Source organism: Flavobacterium branchiarum (assembly GCF_030409845.1).
GTDB classification, from domain to species: domain Bacteria; phylum Bacteroidota; class Bacteroidia; order Flavobacteriales; family Flavobacteriaceae; genus Flavobacterium; species Flavobacterium branchiarum.
Window position 1 is genome coordinate 657,191 of the sequence record NZ_JAUFQQ010000005.1, and the last position, 23,807, is coordinate 680,997.

Sequence of the window (23,807 nt, forward strand, 5' to 3'; positions counted from 1 at the left end):
TATGAAATCAATATTTAAAATAGCTCTTACTGGAGCACTTATCTGCCTTATTTCTTTTCAAGCTTCTGCACAAGCTTCTAAATACAAATGCATGCTTCAAATGTCAAACTATATGGGCGAAGGTGCTTATATTGTAGTTTCTCTAATCAATCCTAAAGGAGCATACGAGAAAACTCTTTATGTAATGGGAGATGATAAAAAATGGTACAATACGCTAAAAGAATGGGATAAATTTCATTCTAAAAATTCGTCTGATAATATTAGTGCTAAAACAGGTGCATCTGTAACAGGTGGAGACAGAAGTATTACTACAATAGAAATTGAAAATTCTAAAATCAATTCGGGATACAAATTAAGATTTGAAAGCGCTGTTGAAGATCAAAAATATTATGTAAACGATTTAGAAATCCCTCTTACAACTGAAGGATTGGCGGCTAAGACAGAAGGTAAGGGATATATTCGTTACGTAAGATTAAATAAAATATAATAGCATATAATGATTCTTTCTTTTTGGCGTTACTCTCACTTGGCTTTGGCTTTGTTTTCTTCTTTGTTCTTATTAGTCGCATCTGTTACAGGAATAGTTTTGGCAGTCGATGCTGTACAAGAAAAAACGCTTCCTTACCGAGCTACAAATTTTGATACAATAACTTTAGAACAGACTTTACCTATTTTAAAAAAGGTATATCCTGAAATTACCGAGTTAACTGTAGATCACAATCAGTTTGTAACGCTACAAGCTATTGATCAAGATGGCAATGATGTAAATGCTTATATTGATCCTTTAAGTGCCAAAGAGTTAGGAACACCTTTAAAAAAGACAGAATTCGTTCAATGGGTTACTGCTTTTCATCGTTCTTTATTTTTGAAAGAAACAGGACGTTTTTTTGTTGGATTTATCTCTTTTTTACTTTTTCTGATTTCGATTTCGGGCTTTGTTCTTGTTGTTAAAAGACAACTGGGAGTTCGTAAATTCTTTTCAAAAGTAACCAAAGATTATTTTTCTCAATATTATCACATTGTATTGGGGAGATGGAGTTTAATTCCAATTTTGATTATTGCGCTTACGGGAACTTATTTAACATTGGAAAGGTTTAACTTTTTCATGGATAAAGAAAATAATAAGCAAGAAAAATCAATTACGGTTGCAGAACAAAAAAAAGACGCTCCTTCTATATTCAAACAAACTCTTTTGTCTGATGTTAAAAAAATTGAATTTCCTTTCTCAGATGATCCTGAAGAATATTATATCATTCAATTGAATGACCGAGAGATTGAAGTTAATCAAGTAACTGGAGCTGTAGTAACAGAGAAGCTATCTCCAATGCGAACGCAATTAGCTCTTTTGAGTCTAAATCTCCATACTGGAAAAACTAATGCTTTATGGGCAATAGTTCTAGCAATTGCTTGTATAAACATTTTGTTTTTTATCTATTCTGGTTTTGTAATGACCTTAAAGAGAAGAGCAAACCGAATTAAAAATAAATTCAAAGCCGACGAAAGTAAATTTATTTTATTGGCTGGTTCAGAAAATGGAAGCTCATTGCGATTTGCAAGTGCAATTCAAAAACAATTGATCGCAAACGGTGAAAAAGTATTCTTAACCGAATTGAATAATTTTAAAACTTTTCCGAAAGCAGAACATATCATAGTTTTCACCTCAACACACGGATTAGGAGATGCTCCTTCTAATGGGGATAAATTTACATCTATTCTAAAAAAACACAGCCAAGAACATCAAGTTCATTTTTCTGTTGTTGGATTTGGTTCTAAAATTTATCCAAGTTATTGTGGTTTTGCTTATGAAATTGATACAGTTTTAGAAGAACAAAACTGGGCTACTCGTTTAATAGATGTTCAAACTGTAAACGATAAATCTGCTGAAGAATTTGTAAACTGGGTTAGATTATGGAGCGATAAAACTGGAATCCCATTATCCCCTACTCCTTCTTTATATAATGAAATACCGAAAGGATTAGAAAAGTTAGTCGTAATAGATAAAACTCTTGTTTCTGATTCAGAACATACTTTCCTACTTACTTTGCGTACAGGAAGTAGAACCAAATTTGTTTCGGGTGATTTATTAGCTGTTTATCCTGCAAATGATAATAGAGAACGTCTCTACTCTATCGGTAACCATTCAGGCAATGTACAATTAGTTGTAAAACTCCATTCACCAGGTTTAGGTTCTGGTTATTTAAATAATCTTGAAATTGGTTCTACCATAAAAGCAAGAATTCTTAAGAACGAAGCTTTTCACTTTCCTAAAAAATCACCAAAAGTTGCTTTTATTTCAAACGGTACAGGTATTGCGCCTTTCCTTGGAATGATTGAACAAAATAAAATAAAAACAGAAACTCATTTGTATTGTGGTTTCAGAATGGAAACAGAAACGGTTACTGGATATAAAAAGTTCGCTGCAACCATGATTGAAAAACAGCAACTTGGTAGTTTCCACTTGGCACTATCACGTGAAGCAGAACATATTTATGTAATGGATCTTATAAACCGTGATGCTACTTTCTTTGTAGAATTATTACTCCAAGGTGGTACTATTATGATTTGTGGCTCATTGGCTATGCAAAAGGATGTAGAATTGGCTCTTGATGCATTATGCCTTGCTAAGCAAAGAAAAAGCATCTTAGACTTTAAAAATAATGGACAAATATTGACTGATTGTTATTAGTCCTATTTAAAAGACACTATTCATGCCAACTAATAAAAATTTTATAAAAAAACTATTATTCCTTTTTGTAATAAGCTGTAGCTTTTATGGCAATGCACAAGTTTTACGTAAAAAAACTACTCTCCTCATGGGAAGTCGTTTTGATATTACAATTGTTGCAAAAGACTCTCTTACTGCTGTACAAAATATTGATGCCTGTATTGCCGAAATTACTCGTATTGAAAATTTAATTTCTGATTGGAAATCTGATTCACAAGTTTCTGAAGTAAGTCAAAATTCCGGAATTAAACCTATAAAAGTAGATCGTGAAGTTTTTGAATTAACACAAAGAGCTATCCGTTTATCTGAAATAACAAATGGTGGGTTTGATATCAGTTTTGCCGCAATGGATAGAATCTGGAAATTTGATGGATCAATGACCGAAATGCCATCGGAAGAAAACATCAAAAAATCCGTAGAGAAAGTAGGCTATAAAAATATCATTTTAGATTCTGTAAATTCTACTATATTCCTAAAATTAAAAGGGATGAAAATAGGATTTGGTGCTCTTGGAGAAGGTTATGCTGCCGATAAATGTCGTGATATGATGTTAGCAAAAGGTATCAAAGCTGGAATCATAAATGGATCAGGAGATATGAGTACCTGGGGAAAACAACCTAATGGAGCTCCTTGGAAAATAGGTATCACCAATCCGTTTAATCCAGAAAAACTTTTAGCAGCTGTGTCACTTGAGCAAGAAGCAGTAACGACTTCAGGAAGCTATGAGAAATTTGTCGTTCTTAATGGCAAACGCTATTCACACATCATAAATCCTGCAACTGGATACCCAGCAACGGGCTTATGCAGTGTAACAATTTTTGGCCCAAATGCTGAAATGGCAAATGGCTTAAGTACTTCTATTATGGTACTCGGAAAAAAAGAGGGCTTGCTTTTACTTAAAAAATTTCCAGATTATAGTTCTTTGCTTATTACTGATAAGGGAAAAGTTATAAAATCAGAGAACTTTCGAATCAAAAAAATTAAAGCCAAACTCTAATTCACTAGCTATTCCTAAAACACAATATCTCAACTCACTTAACCGCAAAGAACGCAACGTTTTACGCAAAGGATGTAAAGAAGTGTTTAACTGAGCACTGTGACTGAAACCGAGACTGAGACTGAGTGAAAGATGAAAGAGGAAAGAGAAAAGATGTGACCGTAAACTGAGACTGCAAACCGAGACTGCAAACCGAGACTGCAAACTGAGACTGCAAACTGAGACTGGGAAATTAACCGCTAAGAACGCAACGTTTTACGCAAAGGACGCAAAGCTGTCTTTAAGTGAATACTGAGCACTGTGACTAGGTACTTAAAGACAAAGGTTTATTTTTAACTGAGCACTGAGACTGCAAACCGAGACTGAGACTGAGTGAAAGATGAAAGATGAAAGAGAAAAGATGTGACCGTAAACTGAGACTGAACACTGAGACTGTACACTGAGACTGCAAACTGAGACTGCAAACTGAGACTGCAAACCGAGACTGAGCACTGAGACTGAAATCTAAAACCCCCTTGTTTGTCATTCCTGAAAATTAAGTTTACTTTTGTTTCAACATACTTTGTATTTAGGCACTATAAATGTATAATAAATTACGAGCTAACTTATTACTCTCTTTTGTCTAAATTTCAAACCAAAGAAAAGATTATTCACTTACATAATCTTTTAAAATACGTTGGTAAAGTATATCAAATACAAATTTATAAATAAGCAAAAAAATATTTTATGAGCACAAAATCAATCTTAAATGATAGTTCGATTACTTTTTTAGAAAGCTATCTTAATAATGCATCCCCAACTGGCTACGAAAGCGAAGGTCAAAAGATTTGGATGGATTATTTAAAACCTTATGTTGATACTTTTATTACCGATACATACGGAACAGCTGTAGGAGTTATAAACCCAGACGCTCCATATAAAGTAGTTATTGAGGGACATGCTGATGAAATTTCATGGTATGTAAACTACATTACAGAAGACGGATTAATATATGTAATAAGAAATGGTGGATCTGATCACCAAATTGCTCCTTCAAAAAGAGTAAATATCCATACCAAAAACGGAATCGTTAAAGGTGTTTTTGGATGGCCTGCAATTCACACCAGATTACGCGATAAAGAAGAAACTCCAAAAATCAGTAATATTTTTATTGATTTAGGTTGCGAAACCAAAGAGCAAGTAGAAAAAATGGGAGTGCATGTAGGTTGTGTTATTACCTATCCTGATGAGTTTATGATCTTAAACGAAAACAAATTTGTTTGTCGTGCTATTGACAACCGTATGGGAGGTTTTATGATCGCCGAAGTAGCTCGTTTGCTACATGAAAATAAAGTAAAACTTCCGTTTGGATTGTACATTACAAACTCAGTTCAAGAAGAAGTTGGTTTACGTGGTGCTGAAATGATTACCAAAACAATCAAACCTAATGTAGCTATTGTTACTGATGTTTGCCACGATTCGACAACTCCAATGATTGAAAAGAAAATTGAAGGAGACACTAAAATTGGTTTGGGACCAGTTATTACTTATGCACCTGCAGTTCAAAATAATCTACGTGAACTAATAATTGATGCAGCAGAAGCTAACAAAATTCCGTTTCAACGTTTAGCATCATCTCGTGTTACTGGTACAGATACTGATGCATTTGCATACAGCAATGGTGGTGTAGCATCTGCTTTAATTTCGCTTCCTTTAAGATACATGCATACTACTGTAGAAATGGTTCACCGTGATGACGTTGAAAATGTAATCAAATTGATTTACCAATCATTACTTAAAATTGAAAACGAAGAAACTTTTTCTTATTTCAAATAAAATTTAAACTAGCTATAATTAAAATCCCCGCAAATCGTAATCAGATTTGCGGGGATTTTTACTTACTATAATAACCAATTAGTCTCTTTTTAAAAGCGCAATTGCATCTGTTGCATTAGATAATTCAGCATATTTTAATGCAGTATAACCTTTATCATTTTTAATTTTACTATCCGCTCCATTCGTTAGTAAAAATTTTATAATCTCTGCTTTGTTATAGCGCGCTGCAGTCATTAATGGGGTCAAATCTTCTGAAACAGTATTAACATCTGCTCCATATTCAATAAACTTCTTAACGGTTTCAATATCTCCTTTTCTTATAGCTGTATTTAAAGGTGCCGGATCAAAGTCTGAAACAATAGTTTTGCTATTGATAAATGAATTTTGAACTGGATTTGAAGCTAAAGAAACATTAACAAAAGCTACTAAAGCTATTCCTAAATAAACGATTGAATTTTTCATGGTGATTGTTTTTTGATTGATGATTGATGATTTAGAATCTTTATTAATTCTTATACAAATATATATTTAAAATTAGTATTATGCTTTGCAAGGTACTTTGTTTTAACTAATAATTAACATTCGCTTAAAATTAGAAGCTCAGTTTTAAATAATTGTTTTCAAAAAAAAGAACTATACTATATAGACGAATAAATAAATAAAATGTTACACTATTTCAGAACAAATAAAACATTATATATCAGGTATTTAAATATCGTTAAATTAAAACTATCAATACTATTAAATTTAAAAAAGCCTCAAATCTAAGAGTGCGATTTGAAGCTTTGATTTATAGAAATAATATCGATTAATATTTTTTTAAAATTGCTACAGCATCTAAAGCTTTTGAAACTTCAGCAAATTTTAAAGCATTGTAACCATTATCGGCAGTGATATGAGGATTGGCTCCTTTGGAAAGTAAGAGATGAATAATTTCAACTTTATTATAACGAGCTGCTGTCATTAATGGAGTTAAACCTCCTGAGAACTTATTTATTCTAGCACCGCTTTCTAAAAGTTTTTTAACGGTTTCTATGTCTCCTTTACAAATGGCAGTATTTAAAGGATTAACCTCAACACTAACATACGTATCTCGATTTAATGATTTATGATCCGAAGCTAGTGCAACATTTGTAAAAGTAACTAAAGCTACTCCTAAATAGATAATTGATTTTTTCATGATGATTGATTTGATTGATGATTTGATTGATGATTTATTATAAAAAAAATGTCTTTCATAAAAAGACATAGTTATAATTATAAGTCATACAAACAAACTAAATGTTACATAATTATCGTACAATTTTAACTTCTTTCTTATCTATTGGAATAAAATTATTTGTTGAACATACTTTGATAAAAAAAAAAGAGATTAATGTTCCTCAAAATAAATTTAAAGCAACAGTTATTTTTCAAGAATCCTTTTTAAAAGTACCACTGCCTCTTTTGCTTTAGAAACTTCGGCATATTTCAATGCTGTATATCCTCTTTTGTTTTCGATACTTAAAACAGCACCTTTAGAAATTAATAGTTTAATAATTTCTACTTTATTGTAACGAGCAGCCGTCATCAATGGAGACATTCCGTTTACTATTTTATTTAAATCAGCCCCGTAATTAATAAATCTATTGACCGTTTCAATATCGCCTTGACTAATAGCAACATTCAAAGGACTTCTGTCATAGCTCTGGGCAACAACATTATAATTACTATGAAAGCTAAACTCTGAACCAGATGCATGTGCAATAGAAAGGAAAGGAACTAAAGCAATTCCGAAATAAACGATTGATTTTTTCATGATGATAGTTTTTTGATTGATTTTTGATGATTTTTACAAGATTAACTTCTTGATTTTTTTTTACAAACACAAAGAAGCCACGTATATCAATGAGACGTATAAAAAAACAAAAAGGTTGCATTATAAATAATAAAAACTAAAAAAGAAGTATTTACTTTTATAACTAATTGCAATTCAGTACACTAAATTTTATTTAACTTTACAATAAAAACCATAAAATGCAGTCAGAGGCCAAAACAATCAAAGAATATTTAGCATCACTCCCTGAGGATAGAAAACTTCCTTTTATAAAACTTCATGAAACAATACTTAATAATATCCCCAAGGGATTTACTGAAGAAATAAGCTATGGAATGATCGGTTATCTGGTGCCACATTCAATTTATCCAGCTGGTTATCATTGCAATCCTAAATTACCTTTACCATTTATAAATATAGCATCACAAAAAAACTTTATAGCATTATACCACATGGGAATTTATGCTAAACCCGAATTACTACAATGGTTTGTCTCCGAATATCCTAAATACTGCAAGCAAAAACTAGATATGGGGAAAAGTTGCATTCGTTTTAAAAAAATGGATACCATTCCTTATGATCTAATAGCAACCCTTGTACAAAAAATGTCTGTTGCAGATTGGATTAATTGTTATGAAACACAGTTTAAAAAATAATTATAAACCACTTAATTATACAACTATGAATGTTATCAAAAAAATTATTCTCGGGCTTTTAAGTATTGTAATATTAGCATTAATAGTGGCCTTGTTTTTGCCAAAAGAATACCATGTAGAAAGGGAGGTCACAATCAAGAAACCAATTGATAGTGTCTTTAACTATGTGAAGTATCTAAAGAATCAAAACAATTTTAGTGTATGGGCAAGATTAGACCCTGCTATGAAAAAAACATTTTCTGGAACTGACGGAACTGTGGGGGCCATATCTGGTTGGGATAGTACCAATAAAAATGTAGGCAAAGGAGAACAAGAAATAAAAATAATTATTCCTAACGAACGAATAGAATATGAATTACGTTTTAAAACACCAATGGAATCAACAGCAAAGGCCAATATTACAACCGTAGAAATTACTCCAACACAAACTGAAGTTAAATGGGCATTTGATGGTAGTTCACCTTATCCTATGAACTTAATGCTTGCCTTTATGAATATAGATCAAATGCTTGGAGAGCAACTAGAAACGGGGCTTCAAAATTTAAAAATTATTCTAGAAGAACAACAATGACAAAAAAAATAACCCCACAATTTAAAGTTGTGGGGTTTCATTATTTTTTATTTTAAGTAAATCTTATTTACTCAAATAAGCGAGTACATTCTTCTCAATACGTTGGTCGATATTATCAATATCGGCTTTAACAAATTTTTCTCCTAGTATATTTTCATATAACTCGATATAACGCTCAGATACAGATTCGATATAAGCATCATTCATATCTGGGATCTGTTGTCCTTCTTGTCCTTGAAATCCATTTTCGATTAACCAACGACGTACAAATTCTTTTGATAATTGTTTTTGCTCTTCTCCTCTATCTTGTCTCTCTTGGTATCCATCTGCATAAAAATAACGAGAAGAATCTGGAGTATGAATTTCATCAATTAAAACAATAACTCCGTCTTTAGTTTTTCCAAACTCATATTTAGTATCTACTAAAATTAAGCCACGACTTGCTGCAATTTCAGTTCCTCTTTGAAATAAAGCTCTTGTATATTTTTCTAAAACTAGGTAATCTTCTTCAGTAACTATACCTCTAGAAAGAATCGCTTCACGCGAAATATCAGCATCATGCTCTCCATTATCAGCCTTGGTAGTTGGTGTAATGATAGGAGTTGGAAATTTATCGTTTTCCTTTAATCCTTCTGGCATAGCAACACCACAAATTTCTCTTTTTCCTGCAGCGTATTCACGTGCTGCATGACCAGAAACATAACCTCTAATTACCATTTCTACCTTGAATGGATCACATAAATGACCTACAGCAACATTTGGATCTGGCGTTGCAATTAACCAATTCGGAACAATATCTTTAGTAAGTTCCATGAATTTAGTTGCAATCTGGTTTAAGATTTGTCCTTTATATGGAATTCCCTTCGGTAGAACTACATCAAAAGCCGAAAGCCTGTCGGTAGCAACCATCACCAAAAGTTCATCGTTGATATTATAAACCTCTCTAACTTTTCCGCGATAAACCGATTTCTGATTTGGAAAATTAAAATTAGTAGTTGTAATTGTATTGCTCATTATTATTTGTTGTGTTGTGTTGTGTTGTTTCGTGTTTTATAGATGCAAATTTAAAACTATTTAAAAGAGCACGCAAAGAAAAAAAGAAGTATTCAGTTTCAATCAAAGTTAAGAATTTACATACTGAGACTGAAAATGGAGACTAAATAATTACTTTTTTAAAAGCGTGTCATTAAATAAATTCAATATTCTGTCATATTCATCAATCCAAGAGTACGTTTCTTTAAATCCGTGTGCTTCAACTGGGAATGACGAAAGACTCCAATTCTTCTTTCCTAATTCGATAAAACGCTGAGACATACGCACAATATCTTTGTATTCAACGTTATCATCAACCATCCCGTGAAGCATCAATAAGTTTCCTTTTAGGTTATTTGCAAAATAAATTGGAGAACTTTTTTTGTATGCATCTGGATCTGTTTCAGGAAAATTTAGAATATTTCCTGTATAACCGTGATTGTAGTGTGCCCAATCAGTAACTGAACGCAATGCAGCTCCCGAAGCAAATTCCCCCGGAGTAGTAAGCATTCCCATTAAAGTAATAAACCCTCCATAAGAACCACCGTAAATCCCTACTCTACTAGCGTCGATTCCGTAATTATCAACTAGGTATTTCTTTCCATCAATTTGATCCGATAAATCTTTTCCCCCCATAAAACGGTATATTCCAGTTCTAACATCTCGTCCGTATCCATCACTACCTCTATAATCAATATCCAAAACAGTGTAACCTAAATCAGTCAACATATTATGAAACATATATTCTCTATGGTAATTACTCCAATAGTTGTGCGCGTTTTGTAAGTATCCTGCACCATGAACAAATAATATGGCTGCTTGGTTCTTCTTTTCGGTTTTTGGAGTATATAATCTCGCATAAACGGTAGTCCCATCTTGTGCCTTATATGTAATTACCTCTGGTTCTCTCCATTGGTATTTTTTAAACTCTTCTGTAGTCGAAGATGTTATTTGCTGTAACGCTGTATTCTTTTTATTCTCACCAATATACAATTCCCATGGCTTATTTTTATAAGAATAACGCACCAACAACGTTTTTTCATCTGGTGACAAACTTACTTCATATGCACCATCTTTAGTTAAAACTGGCTCTAAAACACCATTGGCAACTGCCAATTTATAGAAATTTCTATTTCCTGGATGCGTTGTATTTGTAGTTAAATAAAATGTCTTTTTATCTTTTGACAAAGTCAAATCTCTTACTTCCCAATTTCCACTAGTCAGCTGTGATTTCTTTTTTGACTTTAAATTGTAAGTATACAAATGCGAATATCCTGTAGCTTCTGATTGAAAATAAATCGTTTCGTTGTCTGAAAGGAATCCTAAAGTTCCTGAATCAAAAGCATACGATGGAATCCCAGGTCCTCCAATCCAAGCTTCGTCATGTTGATGTTCGATTTCCTGAAAAGTTCCTTTATTCAAATCCAAACTAATCAACCATCTGTCTTTATTATCTTGACTTCTTATTTCGGCTATAGCCAATGTTCCATTTGAATTATAAACTGGTGCTTGAACAACAATTAGTTTATCTGACTTCTCTTTATTCTTCAAATTTTCATACGAATCATAATATTTAGGCACATCCTGAATATGACTTAATGTTGAAAAGTTCACGAAATAAACAGAATCTTTAGCAACCGAATAAATTCCAAATCTGGTCTTTACAAAATTGTCAACAGAAACTTTTTCTTTAGTATCTGGAGATTGATTATATCCATCGGCAGTAATAAAAACTTCCATTTTTTCTTTTCTAACATCCGATTTTTCAATCAGACTAAATGTTGCAAAATTTCCATTTGGATTAACTTTAAGACTTTGAAACTCCTCTTTTTTTCCATAATAATATCCTTTTGGAAAATCTGATTTAACGCTATTCTTTTTAGCAGTATTCCATTCTTTTTTAGCTTCTTTGTCTCTAATAAACTGAAACAACTCTTTTTGCTGTGTTTTCAAAAACGAATCTTTGCTTGATTCTTTCTCTGCTTTATCTCCGCTATTAAAGTTTGAGATTTGTACAATTGTACCTTCTTTGGTATTGTATTTAAATAAATTATCATTTTGCTGAAAAAATAAAATTCCAGCTTCAAAACCCAATTCTAAATTAGAAATCGGATTGGATTGCTGGAATAACTTTTTTGTAAGCTTATTTGATATAGTGTACGAATACAAACTTCCGTTGTCGATATAATAAGCAATATCGGATGTGGGGTTTCTTTTAAAATCCAATTGAGAGAAAGCGGCTTCTTTTGGTTGGGCAAGTAATGGTTTTGTCATTCCTTTTTCCCAGAAATAAGTACTTAATCCTAAGTCGTTATTCGGATTCCAATCGAAGTAAACCTTTTTACCGTCTAAACTCCAATGTTGATTTGTTGGCTGCACCCCTACAAATGAATCGCCTTTCATGATTTCTTCCAACTTTAGGTTCTGACTTTTACCCGATATTGAAAAAACCAATAAGGCAACTGCAATGATATTTTTAGTCATTTTTATGTTATTTGATTGACACAAAAATACACTTTGAAAATTAATAATGATAAAAATAACTGTTTGTTGAAATTATTTTATGCAGATAAAAGTGAGATGTGAAGAAGTCAGAGGAAAGAGGAAAGAGAAAAGAGAAAAGAGAAAAGATGTGACCGCAAACTGAGACTGAAAACTGAATACAGAGAACAACCTAATCTTGTCTTCCTGACGAAGGAAGGAACTCTTAAAGTAACTCCACAATTGTAAGAAAGTTTTTCGTTAGTCTCTTCACGAGATTACTTCTTCTATTCGCTATCGCACGGTTCTTCGTTCCTAATGATGAAAATATTGAGTTGTGAAGATGTGAGAAGTCAGAGAAAAGAGAAAAGAGAAAAGATTTGACCGTAAACTGAAACTAAAGACTGAGAACTGAGACCGAGACTGAGACTGAGACCGAGACTGAAGACTGAAGACTGAAGACTGAGACTGAAGACTGAAGACTGAAGACTAACAACTGTTTATACTAGAATGACAAAACGTTTCAACCTTTTTAGTACTTGCCAAAATGATTGAAACGCTTTGAATATGATTAAAAAAAGAAATCTCTTTGCTTTCTAAATTGATGCTGGAATTTTACCTAAAATCTTTTCAGATAAATATTTCGCTACACCGTCTTCTTTATTGGTATTAATTACTTCCATATGTGATAACTCGTTTTTTAAGTTTTGAGGAGCGTTACCCATAATCAGTCCTTTTCCTGTAGACAATAACATTTTCACATCATTAAAACCATCTCCAAAAGAAATTGCTTCTTCAAAAGTTAGATTCTCTTTCTCCAAAACTTTAGCAATTGCAACACTTTTATCTACAGATTTATCCATAAACTCAAGGCAATTTGGCAAACTAAAAGCATGGTGCAATGTATCTGAATTTGTGCTTAAGATCACATCTTTTAATGCAACTAATTTTTCATGATCCTCATGCGTGAAGAATATTTTTATAGCACTATAATCCTCCAATTTTGAATAATCAACTAATTCTGGATGATACACTAAATCGGCTTGAAAACTATTTAATTTTTCACTCAATCTATTGGTAAGCCAAACATCTTCTTTAAATAAAACTGTGGTAATTTCTGGGTCTATATCAACACTCAAAGCCGATTTTACGACATCATTCTCAATATTAAAAGCAAAAAGCTCTTTCTTATCTGGTGAATGAATACGTGCTCCATTAGAACTTACCAAATAAACTGGAATATCTAAAGTATCAATAATCCCTAATGCATCAAGATGATGACGCCCAGTAGCAACAATTATAAGATAGTTTTGATTATACAGTTCATGAAAAACTGATTTTGTATAAGAAGAAATTTTATGTTCTGGATTAAGTAATGTACCATCTAAATCGGTAATGATTACTTTAACTTTTTTAGATTCTGAATTCATATGAAGTATCAAATATTTATGATTTACAAAAATATCGCTTTGAAAATTGACAAGCAAAGAAAATTAAACAATGTGAAGCAAATGAGTTAAACTTTACTATTTCTTTAACAAAAATTAACTAAGCCACTAAAAAAATATTCGTTTTACACAACTCTCTAAAAGATTTGTATAAAACGAATATTTCTTAAAAACTGCTCCATGTGAAAATCATTTCACATTTTACAAAAATCATCTCACAACATTAATCGTTGTTTTCTATTTGTTTATAAGCATCAATTACTTTTTTCACCAATCGATGGCGTACAATGTCTTTATCATCAAGATAAATAATTCCGATGCCATCAACATCTTTAAGTACCAATATTGCTTCTTTAAGCCCAGAAATAGTTCTTCTTGGCAAATCGACTTGACCAGGATCCCCAGTAATCATGAATTTGGCATTTTTCCCCATACGGGTCAAGAACATTTTCATTTGAGAATGTGTCGTGTTTTGCGCTTCATCCAAAATCACAAAAGCATTATCAAGTGTACGTCCACGCATAAATGCTAATGGCGCAATCTGAATAATTCCTTTTAAGATATAATCTTCGAGTTTTTCATTTGGCAACATATCGCGTAAAGCATCATAAAGAGGTTGCATGTATGGATCTAATTTTTCTTTCATATCGCCGGGTAAAAAACCAAGGTTCTCCCCTGCTTCTACTGCTGGTCGCGTAAGTATGATCCTTTTTACTTCTTTGTCTTTAAGTGCTTTTACAGCCATTGCAACACCTGTGTACGTTTTTCCGGTTCCGGCAGGACCAACAGCAAATACCATGTCATTCTTTTTAATGGTATCTACCAACAGTTGCTGGTTGGGTGTCATAGCCCTGATAATTTTACCTGCAACGCCGTGAACTAATATTTTGTCATGATCGTATGCTTTTTTTTCATCCTGACCATCACTCATAATTACTCGTTCAATTACGTTATCGTCAATATTATTGTAACGGGTAAAATGAACCATTAATCGTTGAAATCTTTTTTCGAATTCATCCAAGACTTCTTTTTCGCCGAACGCTTTTAAAGTAGTCCCTCTTGCTACTATTTTAAGCTTTGGGTAGTACTTTTTGATTATTTCAAGATGAGTGTCTTGAGCGCCCCAAAAGTCTTTTGGAGCGATGTCTATTAGCTCGATTATTCTTTCGTTCAAATGAGGTAGTTTTAAATTAAATTTAATTTTTATAAATCAAATGGCTGTCGGGTCTTTTTTTTTAGTGTTCAGTCTCAGTTTGCAGTACTCAGTCTCATCATGAACAGAGTTTCAGTTTACAGTCGCAGTTCTCAGTGCCACCCTTAACGGATTCTCAATTTCGCGGTTTTCAGTCGCAGTGTTCAGTATCCAATGTCATCCTGAGCGGAGTCGAAGGATATTGAGTTAGATCATCCGGTTTTCAGTCGCAGAACGAATTTACGATTTCTACGAAATCTCACTTATTTTTTTAAAATCTGAATACTCAATTTACAAACTGAACACGGAGAGCTGTAACCTGAGACTGAAAACTGCGACTGAAAACTTAAAATCACTACTAAGAACTAAAAACCAAGACTATCGTAACTTTTAAATTATTTAAAAATATATTTTATCTTTTCTTCTTTCTTTTTTGCGTTTACTATTATTAGCTTTGCATATCTCAAATTTAATAAAAATTAGATTTAAATACTATCAATAGTTATAAACAAAATGATGTCAATAATTACCCTTACTACCGATTACGGCTTGAAAGACCACTTTGTAGGCGCGCTGAAAGGGAAAATCTTATCGGAATATTCCGAAGCTACAATTGTAGATATTTCGCATGACATCGATCCGTTTAATACTACCGAAGCAAGTTATATTATTGGTTCTTCTTACTTTAGCTTTCCAAAAGGAACTGTACACCTTATTGGAGTTGATATAGAACGCAATAAAGAAAACCAACATATTGCAATGCAATGGAACGATCATTACTTTATTTGTGCCGATAATGGTATCTTAAGCATGCTTACGCAAAAGATAGTTCCTCAAAAAATTGTTGCTATCAATATTCATGATCGTTTTCCTGAGGAATCAACCGATTTGGATATTTTCATTCAAGTTGCTTGCCATATAGCCAAAGGCGGTTTACTAAATGTTATTGGCAAAGAAATCCCAGCGATTAAAGAGGTAACCGAGCTACAGGCTGTAGTTGCCAGCGATGGAAACTCGATTAAGGGATATGTAATTTATATAGACCATTTTGGAAACGTAGTAACAAATATTTCTAAAAAGCATTTTTTAAAAATAGCAAGGGGCCGTCCGTATGAAATTGTGATGAAACCAAAAAGCATCAAAACTATACTACCTAATTATTCGGCGATAGCAAGCTCAGAAAAATATCCTATTAAAACCTATGAAGGGGAAAAACTAGCGATTTTTAACGAGGCTGGTTTTCTAGAAATTGCTATTTTTAGAAGCAATCCTTCAAAAGTAGGTTCTGCAAATAGTCTTTTAGGCTTAAATTATAGAGATGTTATCACTATAAAATTCCATTAACAAATTATCTCTACTCGTAGCGCATTATAACTACAGGTAAGATACCTCATCCCTCAAAATAAAATTTAAGAAAGCATTATTTCTTTTATAATAAAAAGAACAATCTAATTTGGTATTTTTGCGCGCACATAAGCCATTTCTTAATATAAAATTTAAATTAAGGAATCTAAAATTATAAAAATGTTTGTTCGAATAGTAAAAATGAGTTTCCATGAAGATAAAATCCCCGCTTTCATGGAAAATTTTGACGGCGTGAAAGACAAAATACGAAATGCTCCCGGAAATCGTTTTTTAGAATTATATCAAGACAAAGAAAATAAAAGTATATTTTTCACTTATAGCTATTGGGAAACCGAAGCCGACTTGGAAAATTACCGTCAGTCTGAACTTTTTAATACCGTTTGGAGTTTCACAAAAAAATTATTCAATGCAAAACCCGAAGCATGGAGCGTAGACAAACTTGTTAGCTTGGGCTAGTATTTAGTTTGCAGTCACAGTTTGCAGTCGCAGTTTGCAACTTGAAACTAAAATAAAAAACAAATCAACGATTAAACAAAAAATAAATGAAATCAATTGTTTTACGAGAAATAAAATCTTTTTTTGGATCTCCCATTGGCTATTTAGTCATTGCCATTTTCTTGATTAGTAATGGCTTATTTTTATGGGTTTTTCAAGGAGAATACAATATTCTTAATACTGGTTTTGCCGATCTTACTCCATTCTTTACTTTGGCTCCATGGATTTTAACTTTCTTAATTCCTGCTGTTACCATGCGTAGTTTCTCTGACGAGAAAAAACAAGGTACTATCGAATTATTACTTACAAAGCCTTTAACTATTTGGCAAATTGTAAACGGAAAATTTATTGGTTCGTTGCTTTTAATCATAATGGCAATTATTCCAACATTCATATATGTAAAAGTAATTTCAAGTTTAGGATTACCCGAAGGTAATATCGATATGGGAAGTACTATTGGTTCTTACTTTGGTTTATTATTCTTAATTGGAGCTTATACAGCTATTGGCGTTTTTACATCTACATTATCCGAAAATCAAATCGTAGCTTTTATTATAGCAGTATTTTTATGCTTCTTCTTCTATTTTGGTTTTGAAGGGTTATCTTCTCTTGTTCCTGGCTCTATGAGTTTTATTTCATCATTAGGAATGCAAAATCATTTTAAAAGCATGAGCCGAGGTGTAATTGATACACGCGATGTAATTTATTTTTTAAGTATAACGGTGCTTTTTCTTTCGTTTACTGTATATCAACTAAAATCTTTTAAATCGTAATGAAAATCTCTTCTCAAAAAAACATAAAAACGTTACTGATTACAATTGCGATTTTAATTGCATTGAACTTTGCTAGTACTTTTATATTTCATCGTTTTGATTTAACTAATGACAAACGATATACCTTATCACCTACTTCGTTAAACATCATCAAACAGGTTCATAATCCGCTGTCCATAAAAATTTATATGGAAGGCGATTTACCTCCTGAATTTAAGCGCTTACAGCAAGAAACACTACAACTCCTTGAAGAGTTTCAAGCCTATAACAAAAACATCTATTTTGAATTCGTTAATCCTTTAGAGAACGAAGACGAAAGTATGGATATGATCAAAGAATTGTATCGTAAAGGACTTACTCCTATAAATATAACTGTTGATGATAAAGGAAAACAATCACAAGCTATGGTTTTTCCTTGGGCAATTGCTACTTATGACAATAAGGAGGTAAATATTCCTTTGTTGAAAAATCAAATGGGAGCTTCTACTACTCAAAAAGTAATTGGCTCTGTACAACATTTAGAATATTCGATTGCTGATGCATTAAATAAAATCATAAAAGAAAAACAAAAAAAGGTTGCAATCATAAAAGGAAATGGTGAAATGAAAGAGATTTTCATGGCGAAATTCCTGATGCAAATTCGCGAAAGCTATCATATTGGACCATTTACTTTAGACTCGGTTGCTACAAATCCTATTGGTACTTTAGACGCTTTAAAAAAGTATGATTTAGCTATTATCGCTAAGCCTACCGAAGCTTTTACTGATAGCGAGAAACAAGTTTTGGATCAATTTATTATCAACGGTGGTAAAACATTATGGCTAATCGATCAAGTAAATGCCGAAATGGATAGTTTATACAACCAATCTGGTGCAACGCTGGCTTTTCCTAGAGATTTGAATCTTAATGATATGTTCTTTAAATACGGTTTCAGAATTAATCCTGATTTAGTAAAAGATGAGCAAGGTAGTCCAATCAAATTAGCTTCTGGAGAACAAGGAAGCGCAACGCAATACCAACAATTTAATTGGAAATATGCTCCACAGGTTTATCCTAAAAGTAAACACCCGATTGTAAAAAATTTAGGCGGTGTTAAATTTGACTTTGCAAACCCAATCGATACCTTAAAAAATGGTATTAAAAAAACGGTGCTTTTGCAATCTTCTCCTTACTCTAAAAAAATTGGAACTCCTGCCGAAATCAATTTGAATATTGTAACCGAAGAAACTACTCCAAACGACTATATCAACAAAGGGAATTTTCCTTTATCGGTTTTACTTGAAGGAGACTTTCATTCGATGTATGAAAATCGTGTTCTACCTTTTGAGCAAAAGACATTTTTAACTAAAGGAAAAGCAACCAAAATGATTGTGATTTCTGATGGGGATTTAGTCCGCAACCAATTGGATAAAAATTTAGCTCCAGTAGAATTAGGTTACGATCAACGTTCAGGAAATTTGTATGACAACAAAGATTTCTTGATGAATTGCGTTAATTATTTACTAGATGACACAGGACTTATTAACATTAGAAGCAAGGATCTTACCCTACCATTATTGGATAAAGAAAAAGTTTACCTGGAGTACAGCATGACGCAATTCATAACTATCGGACTACCAATTCTAATTTTATTAGTGTTTGGTATCGCCTTTACTTTCTTAAGAAGAAGAAAATACAGCAAATGATGTTAATAAAAAATTTGCAATACTAGGATTGTTTACGATATATTTGTAAAATGTATTCTAGTTTTTAATTGAACTAATATATACCACAAAATAAAACAAAAGAGATGAAATTTATAGTATCGAGTTCGTACTTATTAAAACAATTACAAGTTTTAGGTAGTGTAATCAATAGTAACAATACGTTACCTATTTTAGACAACTTTCTATTTGAATTAGACAATAATGAATTAACAGTTTCTTCATCGGATCTTGAAACGACGATGTCTGCGACTTTAGCGATTGATTCTACAAGTAAAGGAAGTGTTGCAATACCTGCAAAATTATTACTCGAAATCCTTAAAACATTTCCAGAACAACCTTTAACTTTTACTGTTGAAGACAATAATACTGTAGAAATTAGTTCTAACTCAGGAAAATATGCTTTGGCATATGCAGCTGGAGAAGAATTTCCAAAATCTGTAAACTTAGAAGAACCATCGGTTACTTTAGTTCCTTCGGACGTTTTGGCAACAGCTATTAGCAAAACTATATTCGCTGCTGGAAATGATGATTTACGTCCTGTAATGTCAGGAGTGTTTTTTCAGTTCTCACCAGAAGGATTAATATTTGTAGCTACAGATGCTCACAAATTAGTAAAATATGCTCGTACAGATGTAAAAGCATCTCAGGTTGCTGATTTTATTATGCCAAAGAAACCTTTGAATATTTTAAAAAGTATCTTAGGATCTTCTGATGCTGAAGTAAAAATCGAATACAACGATTCTAATGCCACTTTTTCATTCGATAACTACATTTTAATGTGTCGTTTAATCGATGGGAAATATCCAAATTACGAAGCAGTAATTCCAAAAGAGAATCCAAACAAATTAATGATTGACCGTTCTTTATTTTTAAGTTCAGTACGTCGTGTTGCGATTTTCTCTAATAAAACTACACACCAAATTCGTTTGAAAATTGCTGGAGCCGAATTAAACGTTTCTGCCGAAGATATCGATTACTCAAACAAAGCCGAAGAAAGATTGACTTGTGATTACCAAGGTGATGACTTGCAAATTGGGTTTAACTCACGTTTCCTTACTGAAATGTTGACTAACCTACAATCTGATATGATCATGCTTGAAATGTCTTTACCAAACAGAGCTGGAATCCTGACTCCTGTAGATGGTTTAGAAGATGGAGAAACAGTAACCATGTTGGTTATGCCAGTAATGCTAAACAGTTAACATTTAATTATGTTTTTGTTATATAAGATTTTTGATTTTCAAATATAATACTTATTATTGCATAACAATTACGCTATTAACCAACCATTTTTATACTTAAAAAACCGTAACTTCATTTCGAAATTGCGGTTTTTTTATGTTTTGTCTCGACTAGTTTGCAGTATCAGTCTTCAGTCACAGTCTCAGTGCTCAGTCTCAGTGTTCAGTCACAGTTAGCATCTATATTCTATCTTCTTTATTCTTTATTCTTTATTCTTTATTCTTTATTCTAAATCACTCCCATTTTTTGCATTAAGAAAGTAGCACTTTTATTTTTACAAATTCCTTCACGAAGAGTATAATCGAAATGCAATTCATTATTTTTAATTTCAACTTCAAAACACTGATTGGTTAAAACATCAGGATATTCGTTTGTAGTCAAGCATACTTCAATATCGTGGGTTGCGATTGCTCCAATAGCTTTTTTAGCAATTATCTTTTTTACTACTTCGATAGTTCCGTTACGTTTATCATCAGAATTTGTCCCTCTTAATATCTCATCTAAGAGCACAAAAGCAGGTTTCTCCTCTAGTGCATCCATAATTTGTTTTAAACGCTTTATTTCAGCAAAAAAGTAAGATTCACTATCTGATAAGGAATCCGATAGTCGCATAGAAACTAAAACAGGTAACGGATGTATTGTAGCCTTGTTTGCACATACAACAGAACCTATTCCCCCTAAAACCATATTGATTCCTAAACTGCGTAAAAAGGTGCTTTTCCCTGACATATTTGATCCCGTTAATATCATAAATGATTCTGGAAAAAATTTCACTTCATTCCCTACCCTAGTTGCAGGATTTAATAAAGGATGACTTAAATTTGAAAAGCCAATTTTAAATTCGGTATTTAGCTCCGGGAAAACAAAATCTTCATTATTATATGAAAAATTAGCTAAGCTATTTAGCATTTCAAATTCACCTATAACATCTAGCCATTCTCCTAAAACTGCGGCATGATTAGTTTTCCAATTTAAAAGATTTTTCAAAACATGAATATTGAATAAAAAAACACCATTAAACAATAAAGCGGTTACGAAATTATTGATTGTATCCATGTTAGAGAACAATTCAGACAATTGCTTTAGGTGCGTACTGGCTTTAGCGTTTTTATAAATTAATTTATTTTGCAATGCTATTAATTTTTCCGATTTAAACGATTCGTTTTCAATCTCTTTCACCAACAAGCTATATTGCTTTATAATTTTATCTATATTTTCTGCTTTAGCAATTTCAGTTTGAATTCTTTTAAAAAACATTCCTAAAACAACTGTATTCAAAACAAAAGTAAAAGACAGGTAAGATAAAAACACTATATTCGATGTTATTAAATAAGCGATTAACAATCCACCAAAAAGGGCTGGTAAAGCATACATCAATATAGACATTACTTTTGAGAATGGAGCACTTTTGCTATCCTTCCACTTTAACAATGCCTCATAGGCTTCTTTAGTATCCTGACCAACTATTGCAAGTGCAAGAAATTCTTGTCGCCAATCTAACTTAGGTGCTAATTCTCGAATTGCCTCTTGATTTTTGTTGATCTCATTAGTTTCTAATGTATATAGCAACTGATTTGCTAATGTCTTTTTCCCAACAAAGGTTCCAGTTCTATTAAGACTTTGGAATAAAGAATGGTCTCCAAAAATATCTAAGTCGTATGCATATGGGTGGTGAAAATCAATAAACTCTTGTCCGTTTTCAAAAGGTAGTTTTTCTCTTTTTAAGAAAGTAATCTCGTTTTTATTTATTTTCAAAAGCGCCTCTGTAAGTTTCTTTTGGAAAGACAAGCGCGAATGAATACGCATTAAAACTACAAAACCAAGGAAGGATAAAACCGCAGTAATACTATACACAGAATCTGCTGTTTTTATATAATAATACCCAAAAACAAAGCATAGAACAACACTCAAAAGTCGCAATAAACTAATGCTATTGTATTTTTTATTGATTGTATTTAAAGCATCTGAATAACTGCTGGTGTTTTTTTGATATTGCTCCATTGATTTAAAGTAATTATTCCTTTTAGAAATTATATTGAAATACAAATATAAGTTTACAGTAACGAAATAACTACTTTAAATACTAGGAATATTACTATTTAGTAAAGTGAATATAGAAATTCAATACTAAAATTATTGCTCATGCATTATCAAAACTGGAATTGCTATATCCTTTGTAAGTTTCTTTGTAAAACTTGGGCTAAACAAACTTTCAAAGAAGCTTCGTTTATAAGCAATCATAGCCAATATATCAATGTCTTTAAACAATACAAAATCAAGAATCGTTTCTTTTACTTCTTCACACGGAAGCACTAAAAACTGAATTGGTTCTCCTTTGAATTCATTTTCCCATTCTTTTATTGTTGAATCTGTTACATCTGAATTCTGGGTTTTCACATACAAACATTTAATTTTAGCATTCATTTTTTTGGCAATAGCCAAAACTTTACGAAGCTCATTTTTGTCTTTCTCGCGGTAACGAGTTGTGAATCCGATGGTTTTTACTTTTTTAAATTTAGATTCTACAGGAACACATAAAATTGGCACTTCAACTCCTGAGATTACGGCATCGGTATTGGTTCCTAAGAAAAATGTGTTCCAACCCGCAACTCCTGAAGTTCCCATGACTACAAAATCTATTTTGTCTTCTTTGATGGCTTTTTTCATATTGTAAACCAAATCACCATCCATCAATCGGTGGTTCATTACAATATCATCGAGTTTGCGTTCAGCTGCTATCTCACGAAGTTTAGGAATTTCATCCTTGAACATTTCGAATTTAGCTAACTCTAATGAATTATATATGATTGCAAAATTCTCTGGAAAAAATTGGCTGTCATAAACCGGAATCTCAAATGTATGTAGTAAAATGAGTTCGCCTTTAACCTGTTTTGCAAATTCTAAAGCATGCACAAATGCATTTGTAGCTACTTCAGAGAAATCGGTGGGGAATAATATTCTTTTCATCGCATTGTTTAGATTAAATGTTAGTTTCTCAAATTTAGCCATAAATCAATCTGTTCGACATGACAATTATCAGTTATTTAACATTTTACAATTTCTTAAAGTAATGTTTAGCTTTAGTTTACAGTCGCAATGTTCAGTCTCGGTATTCAGTCTCGGTATTCAGTCGCAGTATTCAGTCGCAGTATTCAGTCGCAGTGTTCAGTCGCAGTGTTCAGTCTCAGTATTCAGTCGCAGTGTTCAGTCGCAGTGCTCAGTCGTAGTTGTCAGTACTCACTTTCTTAAACCTTTGCTCATTGTTGTGGAGCCACTTAATGAGTTCCTTCCTTCGTCAGGAAGACAAGATTGGGTTTACTCTTAGTATTCAGTTTGCAGTCACATCTCATATCTTTCTTCTTTTTTCTTTCTTCTCACTTTTCACATCTCACATTTCAAATCTCACATCTTTCTTCTCACATTTTACTTCTTTCTTCTTTCTTCTCACATTTCACATCTCACTAATTCACTAATTCACATTCAATCGGAAATT

Annotated in this window: 20 protein-coding genes; 11 read left to right on the forward strand and 9 right to left on the reverse strand. The window is 32.4% G+C overall.

All coding sequences use genetic code 11. The features are described 5' to 3' along the window. The first annotated feature begins 1 nt into the window (after position 1). The 4 genes from QWY99_RS14785 to QWY99_RS14800 all read left to right on the forward strand — a co-directional run bounded on the left by QWY99_RS14785 (position 2) and on the right by QWY99_RS14800 (position 5,537). Positions 2-487, forward strand: a complete 486-nt coding sequence (locus QWY99_RS14785) for a DUF2271 domain-containing protein (RefSeq protein WP_290266365.1) — start codon at positions 2-4, stop codon at positions 485-487. Between the two features lie 9 nt (positions 488-496). Next, the gene (locus tag QWY99_RS14790) at positions 497-2,686 is read left to right on the forward strand and encodes a PepSY domain-containing protein (RefSeq protein WP_290266366.1); all 2,190 of its coding nucleotides are present in this window, start codon (positions 497-499) and stop codon (positions 2,684-2,686) included. A 22-nt stretch (positions 2,687-2,708) separates the two neighbouring features. Continuing rightward, positions 2,709-3,722, forward strand: coding sequence for an FAD:protein FMN transferase (locus QWY99_RS14795; RefSeq protein WP_290266367.1), 1,014 nt, complete (start codon positions 2,709-2,711; stop codon positions 3,720-3,722). Positions 3,723-4,448: 726 nt separating this feature from the next. After that, a complete protein-coding gene (locus tag QWY99_RS14800; protein ID WP_290266368.1) occupies positions 4,449-5,537 on the forward strand; it encodes a M42 family metallopeptidase in 1,089 nt (362 codons plus the stop codon). A 78-nt stretch (positions 5,538-5,615) separates the two neighbouring features. Here the strand turns inward: QWY99_RS14800 and QWY99_RS14805 are convergent, their stop codons facing one another. From QWY99_RS14805 to QWY99_RS14815, 3 genes are all read right to left on the reverse strand, one after another. Next, complete coding sequence (locus tag QWY99_RS14805) at positions 5,616-5,999, reverse strand: ankyrin repeat domain-containing protein (RefSeq protein WP_290266369.1); 384 nt, start codon at positions 5,997-5,999, stop codon at positions 5,616-5,618. Positions 6,000-6,345: 346 nt separating this feature from the next. Continuing rightward, complete coding sequence (locus QWY99_RS14810; RefSeq protein WP_290266370.1) at positions 6,346-6,717, reverse strand: ankyrin repeat domain-containing protein; 372 nt, start codon at positions 6,715-6,717, stop codon at positions 6,346-6,348. A gap of 225 nt (positions 6,718-6,942) precedes the next feature. Further along, positions 6,943-7,335 (reverse strand): ankyrin repeat domain-containing protein, encoded by a 393-nt coding sequence (locus tag QWY99_RS14815; RefSeq protein WP_290266371.1) that lies wholly within the window; start codon positions 7,333-7,335, stop codon positions 6,943-6,945. A 218-nt stretch (positions 7,336-7,553) separates the two neighbouring features. On the opposite strand from QWY99_RS14815, the gene QWY99_RS14820 reads away from it, so the two are divergent. Together QWY99_RS14820 and QWY99_RS14825 are read left to right on the forward strand one after the other, a co-directional pair. Next, positions 7,554-8,009: a DUF1801 domain-containing protein gene (locus tag QWY99_RS14820; RefSeq protein WP_290266372.1), complete on the forward strand. Its 456-nt coding sequence runs from the start codon at positions 7,554-7,556 to the stop codon at positions 8,007-8,009. Between the two features lie 25 nt (positions 8,010-8,034). After that, positions 8,035-8,580, forward strand: coding sequence for an SRPBCC family protein (locus QWY99_RS14825; RefSeq protein ID WP_290266373.1), 546 nt, complete (start codon positions 8,035-8,037; stop codon positions 8,578-8,580). 63 nt (positions 8,581-8,643) lie between these two features. Here QWY99_RS14825 and QWY99_RS14830 read toward each other — a convergent pair whose 3' ends face one another. The 4 genes from QWY99_RS14830 to QWY99_RS14845 all read right to left on the reverse strand — a co-directional run bounded on the left by QWY99_RS14830 (position 8,644) and on the right by QWY99_RS14845 (position 14,715). After that, on the reverse strand, positions 8,644-9,594 hold the full coding sequence (locus QWY99_RS14830) for a phosphoribosylaminoimidazolesuccinocarboxamide synthase (protein WP_290266375.1): 951 nt from the start codon (positions 9,592-9,594) through the stop codon (positions 8,644-8,646). 150 nt (positions 9,595-9,744) lie between these two features. Then, entirely contained in the window at positions 9,745-12,096 is a 2,352-nt protein-coding gene (locus QWY99_RS14835; protein WP_290266377.1) for a S9 family peptidase, read from the reverse strand. Between the two features lie 593 nt (positions 12,097-12,689). Then, positions 12,690-13,523 carry a Cof-type HAD-IIB family hydrolase gene (locus QWY99_RS14840; protein ID WP_290266378.1) on the reverse strand — a complete coding sequence of 278 codons (834 nt, stop codon included), beginning with the start codon at positions 13,521-13,523 and terminating at the stop codon, positions 12,690-12,692. 241 nt (positions 13,524-13,764) lie between these two features. Then, positions 13,765-14,715 (reverse strand): PhoH family protein, encoded by a 951-nt coding sequence (locus QWY99_RS14845; RefSeq protein ID WP_290266379.1) that lies wholly within the window; start codon positions 14,713-14,715, stop codon positions 13,765-13,767. 534 nt (positions 14,716-15,249) lie between these two features. Here QWY99_RS14845 and QWY99_RS14850 point away from each other — a divergent pair. From QWY99_RS14850 to dnaN, 5 genes are all read left to right on the forward strand, one after another. Then, positions 15,250-16,077, forward strand: coding sequence for an SAM hydrolase/SAM-dependent halogenase family protein (locus tag QWY99_RS14850; RefSeq protein WP_290268233.1), 828 nt, complete (start codon positions 15,250-15,252; stop codon positions 16,075-16,077). Positions 16,078-16,257: 180 nt separating this feature from the next. Beyond that, entirely contained in the window at positions 16,258-16,554 is a 297-nt protein-coding gene (locus QWY99_RS14855; protein WP_290266381.1) for a putative quinol monooxygenase, read from the forward strand. An 86-nt stretch (positions 16,555-16,640) separates the two neighbouring features. After that, positions 16,641-17,366 (forward strand): gliding motility-associated ABC transporter permease subunit GldF, encoded by a 726-nt coding sequence (gene gldF, locus QWY99_RS14860; RefSeq protein WP_290266382.1) that lies wholly within the window; start codon positions 16,641-16,643, stop codon positions 17,364-17,366. Next, positions 17,366-19,051: a gliding motility-associated ABC transporter substrate-binding protein GldG gene (gene gldG / locus QWY99_RS14865; protein ID WP_290266383.1), complete on the forward strand. Its 1,686-nt coding sequence runs from the start codon at positions 17,366-17,368 to the stop codon at positions 19,049-19,051. The genes gldF and gldG overlap by 1 nt, the downstream gene beginning before the upstream one ends. 104 nt (positions 19,052-19,155) lie before the next feature. Next, positions 19,156-20,274 (forward strand): DNA polymerase III subunit beta, encoded by a 1,119-nt coding sequence (dnaN, locus tag QWY99_RS14870; RefSeq protein WP_035627362.1) that lies wholly within the window; start codon positions 19,156-19,158, stop codon positions 20,272-20,274. Positions 20,275-20,542: 268 nt separating this feature from the next. Here dnaN and QWY99_RS14875 read toward each other — a convergent pair whose 3' ends face one another. Beyond that, the gene (locus tag QWY99_RS14875; RefSeq protein WP_290266386.1) at positions 20,543-22,315 is read right to left on the reverse strand and encodes a MutS-related protein; all 1,773 of its coding nucleotides are present in this window, start codon (positions 22,313-22,315) and stop codon (positions 20,543-20,545) included. Positions 22,316-22,447: 132 nt separating this feature from the next. After that, entirely contained in the window at positions 22,448-23,281 is an 834-nt protein-coding gene (locus QWY99_RS14880) for a universal stress protein (RefSeq protein WP_290266387.1), read from the reverse strand. Between the last annotated feature and the right edge of the window lie 526 nt (positions 23,282-23,807).